Annotated in this window: 15 protein-coding genes and 2 tRNA genes; 10 read left to right on the top strand and 7 right to left on the bottom strand. The window is 68.9% G+C overall.

The annotated features are described in order from the left end of the window. Nucleotides 1–3 precede the first annotated feature (3 nt). Entirely contained in the window at nt 4–429 is a 426-nt protein-coding gene (locus FND50_RS24100) for a Fur family transcriptional regulator (RefSeq protein ID WP_005261219.1), read from the bottom strand. Further along, the gene (locus FND50_RS24095) at nt 426–779 is read right to left on the bottom strand and encodes a helix-turn-helix transcriptional regulator (RefSeq protein WP_005574847.1); all 354 of its coding nucleotides are present in this window, start codon (nt 777–779) and stop codon (nt 426–428) included. The genes FND50_RS24100 and FND50_RS24095 overlap by 4 nt, the downstream gene beginning before the upstream one ends. Nucleotides 780–1,000: 221 nt before the next feature. Between FND50_RS24095 and FND50_RS24090 the strand changes: the two genes are divergently transcribed. After that, on the top strand, nt 1,001–2,392 hold the full coding sequence (locus tag FND50_RS24090) for a glycine--tRNA ligase (RefSeq protein ID WP_005571613.1): 1,392 nt from the start codon (nt 1,001–1,003) through the stop codon (nt 2,390–2,392). A 7-nt stretch (nt 2,393–2,399) separates the two neighbouring features. Here the strand turns inward: FND50_RS24090 and FND50_RS24085 are convergent, their stop codons facing one another. Together FND50_RS24085 and FND50_RS24080 are read right to left on the bottom strand one after the other, a co-directional pair. Next, complete coding sequence (locus tag FND50_RS24085; RefSeq protein WP_260850674.1) at nt 2,400–3,140, bottom strand: hypothetical protein; 741 nt, start codon at nt 3,138–3,140, stop codon at nt 2,400–2,402. A 95-nt stretch (nt 3,141–3,235) separates the two neighbouring features. Beyond that, nucleotides 3,236–5,293 (bottom strand): YgcG family protein, encoded by a 2,058-nt coding sequence (locus FND50_RS24080; RefSeq protein ID WP_144287345.1) that lies wholly within the window; start codon nt 5,291–5,293, stop codon nt 3,236–3,238. Nucleotides 5,294–5,362: 69 nt separating this feature from the next. On the opposite strand from FND50_RS24080, the gene FND50_RS24075 reads away from it, so the two are divergent. The 4 genes from FND50_RS24075 to dnaG all read left to right on the top strand — a co-directional run bounded on the left by FND50_RS24075 (nt 5,363) and on the right by dnaG (nt 10,636). After that, entirely contained in the window at nt 5,363–6,055 is a 693-nt protein-coding gene (locus tag FND50_RS24075) for a YdcF family protein (protein WP_144287344.1), read from the top strand. 7 nt (nt 6,056–6,062) lie between these two features. Then, complete coding sequence (locus FND50_RS24070; protein ID WP_144287343.1) at nt 6,063–7,361, top strand: deoxyguanosinetriphosphate triphosphohydrolase; 1,299 nt, start codon at nt 6,063–6,065, stop codon at nt 7,359–7,361. Between the two features lie 86 nt (nt 7,362–7,447). Then, nucleotides 7,448–8,653, top strand: coding sequence for a lipase family protein (locus tag FND50_RS24065; RefSeq protein ID WP_186301138.1), 1,206 nt, complete (start codon nt 7,448–7,450; stop codon nt 8,651–8,653). Nucleotides 8,654–8,701: 48 nt separating this feature from the next. After that, nucleotides 8,702–10,636, top strand: coding sequence for a DNA primase (gene dnaG / locus FND50_RS24060; RefSeq protein WP_037205516.1), 1,935 nt, complete (start codon nt 8,702–8,704; stop codon nt 10,634–10,636). A 16-nt stretch (nt 10,637–10,652) separates the two neighbouring features. On the opposite strand, the gene FND50_RS24055 is transcribed toward dnaG, so the two are convergent. Next, entirely contained in the window at nt 10,653–10,901 is a 249-nt protein-coding gene (locus FND50_RS24055; protein ID WP_144287342.1) for a hypothetical protein, read from the bottom strand. A 138-nt stretch (nt 10,902–11,039) separates the two neighbouring features. Here FND50_RS24055 and FND50_RS24050 point away from each other — a divergent pair. Together FND50_RS24050 and FND50_RS24045 are read left to right on the top strand one after the other, a co-directional pair. Next, nucleotides 11,040–11,112: transfer RNA gene (locus FND50_RS24050), tRNA-Asn, on the top strand. Between the two features lie 125 nt (nt 11,113–11,237). Further along, nucleotides 11,238–12,407: an AI-2E family transporter gene (locus tag FND50_RS24045; protein WP_144287341.1), complete on the top strand. Its 1,170-nt coding sequence runs from the start codon at nt 11,238–11,240 to the stop codon at nt 12,405–12,407. Here the strand turns inward: FND50_RS24045 and FND50_RS24040 are convergent. After that, complete coding sequence (locus tag FND50_RS24040) at nt 12,348–12,578, bottom strand: DUF6480 family protein (RefSeq protein WP_144287340.1); 231 nt, start codon at nt 12,576–12,578, stop codon at nt 12,348–12,350. The genes FND50_RS24045 and FND50_RS24040 overlap by 60 nt on opposite strands. A gap of 218 nt (nt 12,579–12,796) precedes the next feature. Between FND50_RS24040 and FND50_RS24035 the strand changes: the two genes are divergently transcribed. After that, nucleotides 12,797–12,870: transfer RNA gene (locus FND50_RS24035), tRNA-Ile, on the top strand. 95 nt (nt 12,871–12,965) lie between these two features. Continuing rightward, the gene (locus FND50_RS24030) at nt 12,966–13,448 is read left to right on the top strand and encodes an adenosine-specific kinase (RefSeq protein ID WP_144287339.1); all 483 of its coding nucleotides are present in this window, start codon (nt 12,966–12,968) and stop codon (nt 13,446–13,448) included. A 16-nt stretch (nt 13,449–13,464) separates the two neighbouring features. Here the strand turns inward: FND50_RS24030 and FND50_RS24025 are convergent, their stop codons facing one another. Then, a complete protein-coding gene (locus FND50_RS24025; RefSeq protein ID WP_260850671.1) occupies nt 13,465–14,298 on the bottom strand; it encodes an MBL fold metallo-hydrolase in 834 nt (277 codons plus the stop codon). A 66-nt stretch (nt 14,299–14,364) separates the two neighbouring features. Here FND50_RS24025 and FND50_RS24020 point away from each other — a divergent pair, with 66 nt between their 5' ends. Next, on the top strand, nt 14,365–14,883 hold the full coding sequence (locus FND50_RS24020; protein ID WP_144287338.1) for a DinB family protein: 519 nt from the start codon (nt 14,365–14,367) through the stop codon (nt 14,881–14,883). The last annotated feature ends 90 nt before the right edge of the window (nt 14,884–14,973 follow it).

Genomic DNA, 14,973 nt, shown 5'->3' with positions numbered 1-14,973 from the left:
CGCTCACTGCGTCGCGATGCAGTCCTTGCAGAGGCCGAAGATCTCGATGGTGTGGCTGACGTCCGAGAAGCCGTGGGCGTCGGCGATCGACTGCGACCACTGCTCGACGGTCGGTCCCTCGACCTCGACCGTGTAGCCGCAGGCGCGGCAGACGAGGTGATGGTGATGTCCGGACGAGCAGCGCCGGTACACGGATTCACCGGTGTCGGTGCGCAGGACGTCGACCGTTCCGGCGTCGGCGAGAGTCTGCAGGGTGCGGTAGACGGTGGTCAGCCCGATGCCCTCGCCGCGCTTGCGGAGTTCGTCGTGCAGTTCCTGCGCCGACCGGAACTCCTCGATGTCGTCGAGGAGCGCGGAGATAGCGCTGCGCTGCTTGGTAGCGCGGACTCCCACGACGACGGGCTTGCGCTGGCCGGTGTTCTGGGTCAAGGCTTCTGTCCTTCCTCGGCGTGCGCGACGGCGTCCACGACGATGTGGGCGAGGTGGTCGTCCACCAGGCGGTAGAGGACCTCACGTCCCGTGCGTTCGCCGCGGACGACGCCCGCGGCTTTGAGCACGCGAAGATGCTGGCTGATCAGTGGCTGGGTGACTCCGAGTGCCCCGACGAGTTCGTGCACGCACCGTTCCGATTCGCGGAGCTGGAGGACGATCGCGATCCGGACGGGGGCCGCGAGGGCGCGCAGGATGTCGCCGGCCGCCGCAAGGGTCTCCTTCGACGGCACGGGAGCGGGCGCCGCCGCCTCGAACGGATGCAGATCCCCGGGATCGATGACGCTCACCAGTGATCTCCTTCGGTGTGCCGGACAATGGACGGGACCGTGGCCGCGAGGCCGTCGGCCCGGGAGGATCACCCTCACCTTATTGCAAATCGATTCCATTTTGATATGCACGAATACGCATGTCAACCGGGTGGGTGAACCGACCGCGGTCGGGCAGATAGGCTGGGCTCCGAAAAGCGCACGTGAACCATGCATCTATTACCCAGATGGAGAGCACCCGAGTGGCACCGAAGTCCAAAGTCGAAACCGTCGTCAATCTCGCCAAGCGTCGTGGCCTGGTCTACCCGTGCGGTGAGATCTACGGAGGCACGAAGTCGGCCTGGGACTACGGCCCCTTGGGCGTCGAGCTCAAGGAGAACATCAAGAAGCAGTGGTGGCGCAACATGGTCACCAGCCGCGAGGACGTCGTCGGCCTCGACTCCTCTGTCATCCTGCCCCGCGAGGTGTGGGTGGCGTCCGGTCACGTCGGCGTGTTCAACGACCCGCTGGTCGAGTGCCTCAACTGTCACAAGCGCCACCGTCAGGACCACCTGCAGGAGGCGTACGCGGAGAAGAAGGGCCTCGACAACCCGGACGACGTCCCGATGGACGTCGTGGCCTGCCCCGACTGCGGCACGGTCGGTCAGTGGACCGAGCCCCGCGACTTCAACATGATGCTCAAGACGTACCTCGGCCCGGTCGAGAGCGAAGAGGGCATGCACTACCTCCGCCCGGAGACCGCGCAGGGCATCTTCGTGAACTTCGCGAACGTGCTCACCACGTCGCGCAAGAAGCCGCCGTTCGGTATCGGCCAGATCGGCAAGAGCTTCCGCAACGAGATCACGCCCGGAAACTTCATCTTCCGCACCCGCGAGTTCGAGCAGATGGAGATGGAATTCTTCGTCAAGCCCGGCGAGGACGAAGAGTGGCACCAGTACTGGATCGACTACCGCATGGACTGGTACACCGGGCTCGGCATCAACAAGGACAACCTGCGCCTCTACGAGCACGCCCAGGACAAGCTGTCGCACTACTCCAAGCGCACCGTCGACATCGAGTACCGCTTCCACTTCCAGGGCAGCGAGTGGGGCGAGCTCGAGGGTGTGGCCAACCGCACCGACTTCGACCTGTCGACCCACTCGAAGCACTCCGGCACCGACCTCAACTACTACGACCAGGCCACCGGTGAGCGCTACACGCCGTACGTCATCGAGCCGGCAGCCGGTCTCACGCGGTCGCTGATGGCGTTCCTCGTCGACGCGTACACCGAGGACGAGGCGCCGAACGCGAAGGGCGGCGTCGACAAGCGCACCGTGCTGCGTCTGGACCGTCGTCTCGCGCCGGTGAAGGCCGCGGTGCTGCCGCTGTCGCGTAACGCGGACCTGACGCCGAAGGCCAAGGATCTCGCCGCGACGCTCCGTCAGCACTGGAACGTCGAGTTCGACGACGCCGGCGCGATCGGCCGCCGCTACCGCCGTCAGGACGAGATCGGCACACCGTTCTGCATCACCGTGGACTTCGACACGCTCGAGGACCACGCCGTGACCGTGCGTGAGCGTGACTCCATGGCTCAGGAGCGGGTCGCGCTCGACCAGGTCGAGGGTTACCTGGCGCAGCGCCTCATCGGTTCCTGATCCGCTGTCACCTGCGCGCGTCGCAGGTGGCGGTCAGATAGTTCGTCAGGATTCGCCGGTTCTCCTCGGACACCGGGATGCGCGAGTATTCCGGTGCCGAGGAGCCGACGGCGATCCACAGCGGAAAGACGAAGGGCTTCTTCGCCTCCGCGAGGGCATGGGGGTCGCAGCGCGCCGCGTCGATCGTGATGTCGACGCTCAGCCGGTCCTCGTCCGCCCGCATGGTGGCGGGCAGCGCGCCGTGCAGCGCATACAGGACGCTGCCGCCGATCTCGTCCACCCGGACGTCACCCGATGCCGTTCCCCGGCTCACGATCAGCTGGGCGGGGAGGGGCGCGGTCGGCTCGGGCGGAGCCGCCGCCGGGACCAGTGTCACCGGTACGGCCCGCGCCAGATCCTTTGCGGCGCAGTCGCCGTCGTGAATGCGGGCGAGGACGTCGTACGGGGCGGCGAGCGGCACCCGCACGGGTGAGCCGTCCCGATCGGCGACACCGATCAGGGCGTACGCCGACTCCGGGGACGTGTCGCAGCGCACCGGGCCGTACTCGGTCTCGACATCGATCCGGTTGCCGGGGCCGAGTTCGACCTCGCGCCGGGTCGCGGGCGCCGCCTCGAAGCCGGGACTGTCCAACGCCACGGATGTCACGGCGACGGGCGCATCGCCGGTGTTCGCGATCCGCACGTGAATCCGCCCACCCGCCGCGTCGTCCTCCCGGCTGCGATAGGCCTCAGCCGATAGCGGGATCACGTCGTCCTCGGCCGGGTCCCCGACCGCGCAGCCCGACAGGCCGCCGCAGGCGGTGGCCGCGACGCAGGCGAGTGCGACGAAGACTCGGGAGGACGTCAGAATCGGCCGCCCCCACTGATCCGGCCGGAGCTGCTCGGCCCGCCGAAGGACCGCGGGCCGCTGCTGCGGCCGCCGCCGGAGCCCCGGCTTCCCCAATTCCCGCCGCCGCTGAATCCGCCGCGCAGGATGCTGTCGATCAGGATGCCGCCGAGGATCGCTCCGGTGGCATTCCCGCCACCGCTTCCGGGTCCGGGGTGCTGGCGGGACTCCCAGCGGCTCACGTCGTTCTGCGCCAGGCGCAGTGCGTCGGCGGCCAGGCCGGCCGCGGCCTGGGCGTGCTGAAGCGCGCGGGAGGCGTCGGTGGCGCGGAGTTGCTGCGCGCCCGCCAGGTGCCGCTGCGCCTCGGTGAGGCGGGTCCGGGCGTCCGCTCCCACCGCGCCGCGTCGGGTGCCGATGAAGTCCGACGCTGCCGTGACCTGCGACTGCGCGGCCACGATGTCCTGCTCGAGACGCTGCTGCGCACGCTCGGCCTGCTGCCGGGATTCCTGCGCCTCGGCGAGGACGGCGTCGAGTTCCGCGTCTGCCGTGACGATCTGGGTGAAGCTGCCGAGCGGGTCGGTGTCCGCGGCGGTGCGGGCCGCCGCCAGTGCTGCCTCGGCCGCGGCGCGTGCCGAGGCGAGCCGGTCCCCGCCCTGCTCGGTGAACTGGGCCGCGGCCGCGATTCCGGCCTCCACGTCGGCGATCGCGGCCGGCAGCGTGGCGATGGCGTGCCGGATGTTCTCCGCGGCGTGGTCGACGGCGTCGAGTAGAGTCCGGGCCTGTTCGAGGGCGCCCTCGGCTCCGCGGATCGCCGACACCGCCGGTCCCTGCTTCCCGGGCGGCAGGGCGATCGCGTCCCGGCCGTCGGCCACGGCCCGTTCCGCGAACGCGAGCCGCTCCTCCGCCATCGTCACGTTGTGGGCGACGGAAGCGAGTGCAGCGGCCGGGAATTCGGTCTGCAGGGTGGCGAGAGTCTGCGTGGAGTCGGGGATCCGCACGGTCAGCGCGACCATGTCGCGGGTGAGCGCGTCGAGCCGGTCGGGGGCGTTGATCAGCAGGTCCCGGAGCCCGTCGAACTCCTGGACCCGCTCGTTGAGTTCGCGGTCGGCGCGCCCGCACGAGGTGATGATGTCGATGAGCATTTCCCGCTGCTGCTGCGGGGTCTCGGGGATCGCGTCGTCGAGCCGCTGACGTACGGTGAACGCGGCCGCGAGTGTCGCCTTCGCCGTGTCGAACGCCGCCGTGAACGACGCCGTGGCCTGCTCGCCGAATTCGCCGCGGGCCAGTTCGAGTTCCTCCTGGCTCGTGCGCAGCGCGTCGTCGGTCTCGACGAGCACCTCCTTGGCGCGCTCGTCCAGGGTCGGCAGCGGGAGCGCCGTCAACGCGGCGGTGTCCTCGGGGCTGATGCTGCGCGCCGCCTCGACACCGGCCCGGGTGCGGTCGTGCTTCTTCTTCCGCGAATACAGCACGACACCCCCCGCACCCACGACGACGACACCGCCGCCGATCAGCAGAGTGCGCACCGACATTCCTTCGCCCGGAGTCATCGCGTCGCCCAGGCCACCCGCCGCTGCGATGGCGCCTCCGGCCCAATCCTCCTCGCGCAGGGCGGGTTCCACCGCATCCACCCGGATCGACTCGGCCTCGTCGCTGGTGATCTCCGACAGTCCGTCCGGCGCGATGAGGGCGTACTCGCGGTCGACCGTCGCGACCGCGAGCAGGGCGTCGCGGTCGCCGAGCGAGGAGGCCTGCGCAGTCTGATCCGCCCACGGACCGGCGCCGAGACCGTTGAAGTCGGGCACGTACACCACCCACAACCGCACCTTGTGCTCGTCGTACAGCTGGTCGATCGCGGCCTGGACGTCGCTCTGCTGGTCGGCGTCGAGCACTCCGACGGTGTCCGTGATCTGACCGGGAAGACGGAACGGTGCGTCCGCCGCGGCGATCGCGGGAGAGAACAGGATCGCCACGAGAGTCAGGAGCGCGGAGACGGCGCCGAGGGCGGCGAACCGCCGAGCACGGGGAAGTCGGGGGCGGGACGACGGCGTCTGCTCGAGGCGCGGTGCGAGTGGCATGGCAGCAAATCTATCGGGTGTGGCGAGTCGTCATCGGGACAGTTCGGCGACAGCTGGCAGAATCAGGGAGTGAATTCTGCACCGAGCCGCGAACGCCACGACCTCCCGCGCCGTCCTGCGCGCCTGGGGTTCGCCGGCACGCTGGCCCGGTGGACCCGCCGCATCATCGCCGGCGTGGTCCTCCTCGCCGCCGCGCTGGTGCTGGGCACCGCGGTCCGGGTGTGGCAGGTCGCGCGGATCGACGACACGTCGGCCGCCGACGCGATCGTCGTGCTCGGCGCCGCCCAGTACTCGGGAATCCCGTCGTCGGTGTTCGAGGCCCGGCTCGAGCAGGCGTACAAGCTGTACGAGCGAGGGGTGGCCCCCGAGGTCATCACCGTCGGCGGCAAGCAGGAGGGCGACGAGTACACCGAGGCGGCGTCCGGCAAGAACTATCTGATCTCGCGCGGCGTCCCCGCCGACAGCATCACCGCGGTCGAGGAAGGGTCCGACACCCTGCTCAGCATCGAGGCGGTGAGTGAGGCGATGGGGGCGCAGGGCATCGATTCGGCGGTCCTGGTCAGCGACCCGTGGCATTCGCTGCGGACGCGGACGATGGCACGCGACGCCGGACTCGACGCCTGGACGGCGCCCACCCGGCAGGGGCCCGCCGTGTTCACCCGCGAATCCCAGTTGCACGGAATCGCCCGGGAGACAGGGGCGTTGATCTGGTACCAGCTCACCCACTTCTCGGCCGACTTCCCCTACACGGCGGGACAGTAGACATTCGATGACAGCACACACGACACCCCTCGGCGACGTGTACTCCGCGCACGACGTCGCCCGCCGGGTCCGCGAGGCACCGAAACGGGCGGGAATCCCGGGCAGCCAGATCGCGGCCGCGCAACACCGCTCCGTCTTCTCCCGGGACCGAGCCCGCGTCCAGCACTCCGCTGCGCTCCGTCGACTCGCGGACAAGACCCAGGTGGTGGGCCCCCGGGACGGGGACACTCCGCGGACGCGGTTGACGCACTCGATCGAGGTGGCGCAGATCGGCCGCGGAATCGCCGACGGTCTCGGCTGCGATCCCGATCTGGTGGACCTCGCGGGCCTCGCGCACGACATCGGTCACCCACCGTACGGTCACAACGGGGAGAAGGCCCTCGACGAGGTCGCGGAAAGCTGCGGCGGGTTCGAGGGCAACGCCCAGAATCTGCGCATCCTCACGAGCCTCGAACCGAAGGTGCTGTACCCCGACGGAAGCAGTGCCGGGCTCAACCTGACCCGCGCGTCGCTGGACGCGGCGATCAAGTACCCGTGGACCCGGCCGCGCCCCGGCGCGAAGTTCGGGGCCTACGACGACGACGCCGACGTGCTCGCGTGGATCCGCGAGGGCGCCCCCGACGGCCACCAGTGCCTCGAGGCGCAGGTCATGGATTGGGCCGACGACGTCGCCTACTCCGTGCACGACGTCGAGGACGGCGTGATCGACGGGCGCATCGATCTGCGTTCACTGGCCGATCCGGTGGACCACCGGGCACTCGCCGAGTTCGGTGCGTCGGAGTTCCCGGGACTCGACGTCGAGGAACTGGTCGAGGCCGCGACGCGGTTGAGTCTTCTGCCCGTCGTCGTCGAGGTGGGCAGCTACGACGGCACGCTCACCAGTTCGGTCGCCCTGAAGAACCTCACCAGCGAACTGGTCGGCCGGTTCGCGACCGCCGCGATCATCGGGACCCGCGACGTCCACGGTGACAAGCCGGTCGCCCGGTACGACGCCGACCTGGTGGTCCCGCCGGTGGTCGCGGCGGAGGTGGCACTGCTCAAGACGTTCGCACTGAACTACGTGATGTCGGATGCCGGCCACCGGGCGCGGCAGGCACGCCAGCGTGACCGCGTGCACCGCGTCGCCGAATGGCTGCTCGCGACCGCACCCGCCGGTCTCGACCCCATCCTGGTTCCCGCCTGGAACGCGGCGGCCGACGATCCCGCCCGGGTTCGGGTCGTCGTCGACCAGATCGCCTCCTACACCGAGAGCCGACTCGAACGCGTCGACAAGTCCAGTCTCGGAGCCCAGGCGAGCTGGGGCTGACAAAATCGGAAGTCGGACCCGTCCGGCCGCCGCGGTGCTACGAATAGGTCTACAGACAGCTTGCACCCAATGGTCAGGGAGCCCGGATGAAGTCTGCAGTGCGCAAGATCATCGGTTCGACGTCCGCAGCGCTGGCGGTGGCGGTCGGTGCCGCCCTGCTGGCCCCACCCGCGGCACAGGCCGCGCCCGTGTACCCGTTCGCGGACCCCGATCCGTTCTACGGTGCGCCCGCCGACGTCGGGGCACGCGCCGACGGTGACGTGCTGGCGAGCCGACCGGTCGCGGCCACCGGTTTCCCCACCGCCGATGCCTGGCAGGTGAAGTACAAGTCGACCAACTCCGCGGGAGCGCCCATCGCCGCGGTCACCACGGTGCTGGTGCCCCGCGGCACTCCCGCGAACCGGCCGCTGGTGTCCTATCAGCCGTTCGTCAACGCGCTCGGGCTCGAGTGCGCGCCGTCGCACCAGCTGTTCAACGGCGGAATCCAGGAGGGGCCCGCCCTCAACGCCCTGCTCGCGCGGGGCTGGGCCGTCGCCGTGCCCGACCACCTCGGACCGACCAGCGCGTACGGGGCCGCGAAACTCGGCGGCCGGCTCGTCCTCGACGGCGTCCGCGCCGCGCAGCGGCTCCCGGAGGCGGGACTCGGTGGCAGTCCGGTCGGGCTGGCCGGCTACTCGGGCGGCGCCATGGCGACCAACTGGGCCGCGGCGCTCGCACCCACCTACGCCCCGGAGCTGAACATCGTGGGCGCCGCCCAGGGCGGCACACCGGTCAACATCGGTGAACTGGCCGACCGCCTGGGCACCACCCGCTCGCAGGCGTTCGGCCTGGGTTTCGCGGCCGCCATCGGGCTCGAGCGGGAATACCCGACGCGTTCACCGCTTGGGGACGGCCTCAACGGCGCCGGACTCGACCTGCGGACGCAGATGAGCAACATGTGCACCGATTCGATCCTCGGCGCCGGTGCGGGGAAGTCGCTGCCCGACCTCACCAACGGTCCCGGGATCCTCGCCGATCCGTCCGGCCGCTCGGTGATGGACGAGAACAGCGTCGAACTGTATCCGGGAGTCCCGAGGACGCCGATGTTCGTCTGGCACGGCAGCGCGGACCCGCTCGTCGCCATCGGGCCGGTGCAGAACACCGTCGCCCGGTACTGCTCACAGGGTGCGCGCGTGCAGTTCGACGTGCTCCCGGGCGCCGACCACGGCACCGCCACCATGCTCGGTGCCGGTCCCGCATTCGGCTATCTCGGCGACCGATTCGCCGGGATTCCCGCCCCGTCGAACTGCTGACACCGAGGCGGAAGTTCGGGCCGCGGAAGAGCGCCTAGACTGTCCTCCGTGGCTGGCAGAATCCCTGATCGTGACGTTGCGGCCATTCGCGAGCGCACACGGATCGAGGACATCGTGGGGGAGTACGTCTCCCTCAAGCGCGCGGGCGGCGACTCCATGAAGGGGCTGTGCCCGTTCCACGACGAGAAATCGCCGTCGTTCCACGTGCGACCCAACCACGGGCACTACCACTGCTTCGGGTGCGGCGAGGGCGGCGACGTCTACTCGTTCCTCCAGAAGATCGACCACATCAGTTTCGTCGAGGCCGTCGAGCAGCTCGCCGACCGGTTGAACTACACCATCTCGTACGAGGGCGGCGGCACCTCGGTGCAACGCGACCGCGGCACCCGCTCCCGGCTGGTCGCGGCCAACGCGGCCGCGCAGGAGTTCTACTCGGCGCGCCTGCAGGAACCCGACGCGCAGGCGGCCCGCGACTACCTGACGGAACGGAACTTCGACGCGCAGGCCGCGCAGCAGTTCGGGTGCGGGTATGCACCCGACGGCTGGGACATCCTCACGAAACACCTGCTGGGCAAGGGTTTCGACGTCAAGGAACTCGAGGCCGCGGGCCTGTCGAAAGCCGGGCGGCGTGGTCACATCGACCGCTTCCACCGGCGCCTGCTCTGGCCGATCCGGAACCTGTCCGGCGACGTCATCGGTTTCGGCGCCCGCAAGTTGTTCGACGACGACACCATGCCCGGCAAGTACGTCAACACGCCGGAAACCATGCTGTACAAGAAGTCTCAGGTGCTGTTCGGACTCGACCTCGCCAAGCGCGACATCGCCAAGGGGCATCAGGCCGTGGTGGTCGAGGGATACACCGACGTCATGGCGATGCACCTGGCCGGGGTCAAGACCGCCGTCGCCGCCTGCGGCACCGCGTTCGGTGAGGACCACCTCGCGATGCTGCGGCGACTGCTGATGGACGACAGCTACTTTCGCGGCGAGATCATCTACACGTTCGATGGCGACGCCGCCGGTCAGGCCGCGGCGATGAAGGCGTTCGAGGGTGACCAGAAGATGGCCGGGCAGACCTTCGTCGCCGTGGCACCCGAGGGCATGGACCCGTGCGAGTTGCGGCAGAAGTCCGGTGACGCCGCGGTCCGCGACCTGGTGGCGCGGCGCACCCCGATGTTCGAGTTCGTGGTCAAGTCGATCCTCACCGAGCACGACCTCGAGACCGCCGAGGGCCGGGTCGAGGCGCTGCGGCGCACCGTGCCGGTGGTCGCCCAGATCAAGGAAGCGACGCTGCGTGACAGCTACGCCGTCCAGCTGTCCGGCTGGGTGGGCTGGGACGACATCGCCGCCGTCCGGCAGCGGGTGCGGGACGAGGCGCGCAAGCGGGCGTCCACCCGCGGGTCGCTGCCTGCGCCGCTGAAGAAGAAGGCCTCCCGGGACGAGGACCAGGACACCCCGCAGTTACCGGTCGGCCTCTCCCGGCCGCGGCCGAACGATCCGACGCTGTGGGCGCAGCGCGAGGCGCTGAAAGGTGCGCTGCAGTACCCGTCGATCGCGGGCACCGTGTTCGACTCGCTGCCGGTGGAGACGTTCACCCATCCGACGTACGTCGTGATCCGTGAGTCGATGATCGCGTCCGGCGGCACCAGCGCGGGACTCGGCGGCGGCGAGTGGGTCGACGCGGTCAGCCGCGGTGTCGACGACGTCACCGCGGCGTCCCTCGTGTCGGAACTCGCCGTCGAGCCGTTGCCCGCCGAAGAGGACACCGTGCCGCGATACATCTCCGGGGTGATCGCACGCCTGCAGGAGGTGTGGGTGGGAGAGCAGGTGGCGGAACTGAAGTCCAAGCTGCAGCGCATCTCACCGGCGACGGCGTCGGACGAGTTCCATTCACTGCTCGGCGACCTCGTCGCCCTGGAGCAGTACCGCCGCAGCCTGCTCGATCAAGCGATCGGCGACACCAACCGGGACGGGATGGCCGGCTGAACCGGCCACTGCCCGGCTACTTCTTCTTGAGCTGATCCCGGGGAACCAGGATGGTCGTTTCCTCGTCGAGCGGTCTCATGGGCTCGAGCTTCGGCTGAGTGTTCAGGGAGTCGGACAGCTTCTGACGCGACATCTGCAACACCTTCTTCGTGGCCGGGCTGGTGGCCACGGCCTTGGTGGCCCGGCTGATCTGTTCGTAGCGCGCACGTCCTGCTCGCGTACCCAGCACGTACCCCGCAGCGATACCGATCAACAACCGCATCATTCCCGCTTCCTCCCGACGCACAACGACCTGCACCCATCCTGCCTGATGCATCGACAGGCAGGCGATTTGGTACTGGGGTGGGGCTATGCGCTACAGTTTCTCTCGCATCGCCGGGAACGGCGAAGCACAGCAGAATAATCCCCTGTAGCTCAATTGGCAGAGCTTCCGACTGTTAATCGGACGGTTGCTGGTTCGAGTCCAGCCGGGGGAGCATCGAAACCCCGTCCGGTTGATCCGGGCGGGGTTTTCTGCTGCGCCCGGCCAATTCGGATCGGTGCGCCCTCCCGGACGAGTACATTCCCGCTGTATCGGCAGCAATCGACCGCGGGGTGTGCGATGAGCGAGGACGGCGGCGAAACCGAGCGGACAGGGTCGATCGGGCGCCTCGGCCCCCGCGATGCCCCGCGGTGGCTGCTGCCCTCGATTCTCTACGTTCTGCTGGCCGTCGCCGCCTACCAGTTGTCGGGATGGCTGTTCGTCAACCTGCGCGGATTCCTGGAATTGCTGTTCCTCGCGTGGTTGTTCAGTATCACCCTCGAACCGGTCGTCGACTGGCTCGAGCGCCGGGGGTTGCGGCGCGGCGCCGCCACCGGGCTGGTGCTGTTCGGGCTGTTCGTCTTCGCGATCGGCTTCCTGGCACTGTTCGGGACCCTGCTCGCCCAGCAACTCGCCCAGCTCCTCAAGGCCCTGCCTGGCGCTCTGTCCTCGGTCACCGACTGGTCCAATCGCGTGTTCGACACCGACTTCGCGACCGGTGAGGACCTCATCCACCTCACGCCCGAAACCATCCGAGATCTCGCCGAGCGATTCACGCCGGGAGTTCTGGGCGTGTTGTCCTCGCTGCTCGGCGTCGTGTTCCAGATGCTGACGCTGCTGCTGTTCGTCTTCTACATGTCCGCGCAGGGGCCGGCGCTTCGCCGCACGATCTCGAGCTGGTTTCCGGCGCGGCAACAGCGAGTCATCTCGGTGGTCTGGGAGATCTCGGTCGAGAAGGCCGGCGGCTACGTGGTGTCGCGGCTGATCCTCGCTGCGGTGAGTTCGGTCGCCACGGGCATCTTCCTCGTGGCGATCGGCGTGCCCTACTGGCTGCCGCTGGCGCTGTGGACCGGCATCGTCTCGCAGTTCGTCCCCACCCTGGGCACCTACCTCGCGATCGCGCTCCCCGCGATCATCGCGGCGGCCTCCCAGCCGATGGACGGGGTGTGGGTGATCGTGTTCGGGACCGTCTACCAGCAGATCGAGAACTACGTGCTGCACCCGCGCATCACGTCCGCGACGGTCTCGATCCACCCCGCGGTCGCGTTCGGATCGGTGATCGTGGGTGCCTCGTTGTTCGGCCCGGTCGGCGCCTTGGTGTCGGTGCCGGTGGTCGCCGCGATCCAGGCCCTCGTCGAAACGTACGGTCGACGGTACGAACTCGTCGCTGACGCACCGGCGCCGGTCACCTCAGTCGAACAACGCGAACACGCGAGCGACGAAGAAGGCCGCGATTCCCAGGATGAGTAGACCGACCACTATGAATGCGAGGATCGGCACCGTCCGGCCCGGCATCGGCTGCGGATGAGACAACCCCGAGGTCTGGCCGGCATCCGGTGGCGTGTCACCCGGCTGAACGCTGCCGCCCTCGTCGAGCGCCGGTGCATCTTCCGGTTCCGGTCCTGGTCGTTCGACGCTCATACTCTGCTCCCATCTCGTGGTCCACCGCAGTGCGGATCACATCCGCGTACCCCGGGAGACGCGTTCGCACACACGGTGACGAGGCAGCGTCCACGTCGGGGCGCCATGTGGTCCGCCGACCACGAAAAGTCCTGTCACGGCGGGCTTCGTCCCGGCTACGCGCCCACGGCGGGCGCACGGTAACATCGGCACGCCGCGATCGCGAGAACTGCGGCGATGGGGCGGTAGCTCAGTCGGTTAGAGCCGTGGACTCATAATCCATTGGTCGCGGGTTCGAGCCCCGCCCGCCCCACCGTTTTCCGCGGATCCCGGATGGTCGAACGCCCGCTCCGTCGTTGTTCTCCGTGCCGGAGCGGGGCAGACTGAATGGCATCCGAGGAGGCCATCGTGGACCTGCAGATCGTGGCGATCGACAAGCCCGACGACATGAACGTGATCGTCGGACAGTCCCACTTCATCAAGACCGTCGAGGACGTGCACGAGGCGCTGGCGGGAGTGAGCCCCCACCTCCGGTTCGGTATCGCGTTCTGCGAAGCCTCGGGGCCTCGCCTCGTTCGCTGTTCCGGCAACGACGACCGTCTCGCCGAGTTGGCCACCCGCAACGCCGTTGCCGTCGGCGCGGGACACTCGTTCTTCGTGTTCCTGGAGGACGGCTACCCGGTGAACGTCCTGAACACGCTGAAGCAGGTGCCGGAGGTGTGCGGCATCTTCTGCGCCACCGCCAACCCCGTCGAAATCATCGTGGCCGAGACGGAACTCGGCCGGGGCATCGCCGGCGTGATCGACGGGCGCTCACCCGCCGGTGTCGAGACCGACGCCGACGTCGCCGACCGCAAGGCGTTGCTCCGGACGATCGGTTACAAGCTCTGAGCGAGCGGAGCTCGGACTACACCAGCGGATCGACGCGTTCCCAGGCAACAGGGAGTTGCACGTCGACACCCTCGGACCGGCCCTTCTCGGTGAGGAACCGCAGGGACCGCCGGAAGTTGTCGGCGAAGCGGGGGAGCGGCGTCAGCGGCCTGTCGAGTGGCTTCCAGAAGTTGTCCCAATGGATCGGGATCACGCGGCGTGCGCCGGTCCGGGTCACGAGTGCGTCCCAGTAGTCGCGGCGGAACTGATCGGATTGCTTGCCGAGTGTGCCGATGCCGAGATAGACGGTGTCGGCGTCGTATCCGTCGAGCGCACCGGGCACGAAGTTCGCGCTGGCGTGGACGAGGACGCGGCCGTCGGGGTGCGCGAAGTGGAACGAGAAGCAGTCGCCCTGCGCGTATTCGCCGATCGACGCCGGCGGGTGCACCGCGTGTTCGATCGTGCCCGGGAACTTCGCCCGGGGGCTGTGCTCGGCCGGCAGCGCCGTCACCTCGTATGCGCCGTATCTCAGGGGAGTTCGCACCTGGATCGTTCGGAACCGGTCCATCGCGAACCCATAACCTTCGGCGATGTGACGCGTCGACGGCGAACCGACGAGCTCCGCACCGGTGCGCTGCGCCACCGTCGGGGAGTCCATCGCGTGGTCGTAGTGCGAGTGCGCGACGAGGACGGCGGCGAGGCGGTCGGTTCGGGTTCGCGTGAGGGCGCGGTCGACGGCGGCACCGTCGGGGCGCAGCGGACGGAGTATCGATCGCAGGAGCGGCGGTCTGGAGAAGAACCCGTCGGTCATCAGCGACGTCTCGCCGTCGGACAACAGGATCGTGGAAACACCGAGGAAGGTGGCGTGCATGCTCGCGACCGTACCGGTGGGCGGCACTCGCACGTCGGGATCTGTGGTCGCTCTACGATGACGGCCATGGCGATCACTCCCGACACGAAGAACTGGACCTGGGTCCTCGACCGGGCGTGTCCCGACTGCGGGTTCGACTCGGCGGCAACCCGGTACGAGGACATTCCGGCGCTGGTCCGGGTGAACGTGGAGGCATGGTCGCCGGTCCTCACCCGCCCCGACGTGACGGTCCGGCCGGACGAGCAGACGTGGTCGGCGCTCGAGTACGCCGCACACGTTCGCGACGTATTCCGGATCTTCGACGTCCGGCTCCGGCTCATGCTCGACGAGACGGATCCACTGTTCCCGAACTGGGATCAGGACGAGACCGCGGTCGCCGAGCGCTACAACGAGCAGGATCCGGCCGTCGTGGACGCCGAGCTGCGTGCGGCCGGCGCGGCGGTGGCGGACGACTTCGAAGCCGTCGCGCCGGAATTCCGGGTGCGGACCGGGCGGCGGAGCGACGGCGCGTCGTTCACGGTGGAGTCGCTGGCCACGTATTTCGTCCACGATCCGATCCATCACCTCCACGATGTGTCGGGGTAACAGTTTCGGATTCCCGGACCCGATTCGGTAGAACGTGTTCCAATTCGGCCCGTTTGTGTCTATCGTCACATCAGCAGATGCGCAGACGTG

This window comes from Rhodococcus sp. WB9 (genome assembly GCF_007558985.1).
Taxonomy (GTDB): Bacteria; Actinomycetota; Actinomycetes; order Mycobacteriales; family Mycobacteriaceae; genus Rhodococcus_F; species Rhodococcus_F opacus.
The sequence above is the reverse complement of the archived record's forward strand: the minus strand, read 5'-3'. Positions and strand labels throughout refer to the sequence as shown.

Excerpts from the sequence above, each read along its gene's own strand:
- FND50_RS24080 (WP_144287345.1), bottom strand. The coding sequence starts at position 5,293 with ATGCCACTCGCACCGCGCCTCGAGCAGACGCCGTCGTCCCGCCCCCGA.
- FND50_RS24070 (WP_144287343.1), top strand. The coding sequence starts at position 6,063 with ATGACAGCACACACGACACCCCTCGGCGACGTGTACTCCGCGCACGAC.
- FND50_RS24040 (WP_144287340.1), bottom strand. The coding sequence starts at position 12,578 with ATGAGCGTCGAACGACCAGGACCGGAACCGGAAGATGCACCGGCGCTC.
- FND50_RS24065 (WP_186301138.1), top strand. The coding sequence starts at position 7,448 with ATGAAGTCTGCAGTGCGCAAGATCATCGGTTCGACGTCCGCAGCGCTG.
- FND50_RS24045 (WP_144287341.1), top strand. The coding sequence starts at position 11,238 with ATGAGCGAGGACGGCGGCGAAACCGAGCGGACAGGGTCGATCGGGCGC.
- FND50_RS24020 (WP_144287338.1), top strand. The coding sequence starts at position 14,365 with ATGGCGATCACTCCCGACACGAAGAACTGGACCTGGGTCCTCGACCGG.
- FND50_RS24025 (WP_260850671.1), bottom strand. The coding sequence starts at position 14,298 with ATGCACGCCACCTTCCTCGGTGTTTCCACGATCCTGTTGTCCGACGGC.
- FND50_RS24055 (WP_144287342.1), bottom strand. The coding sequence starts at position 10,901 with ATGATGCGGTTGTTGATCGGTATCGCTGCGGGGTACGTGCTGGGTACG.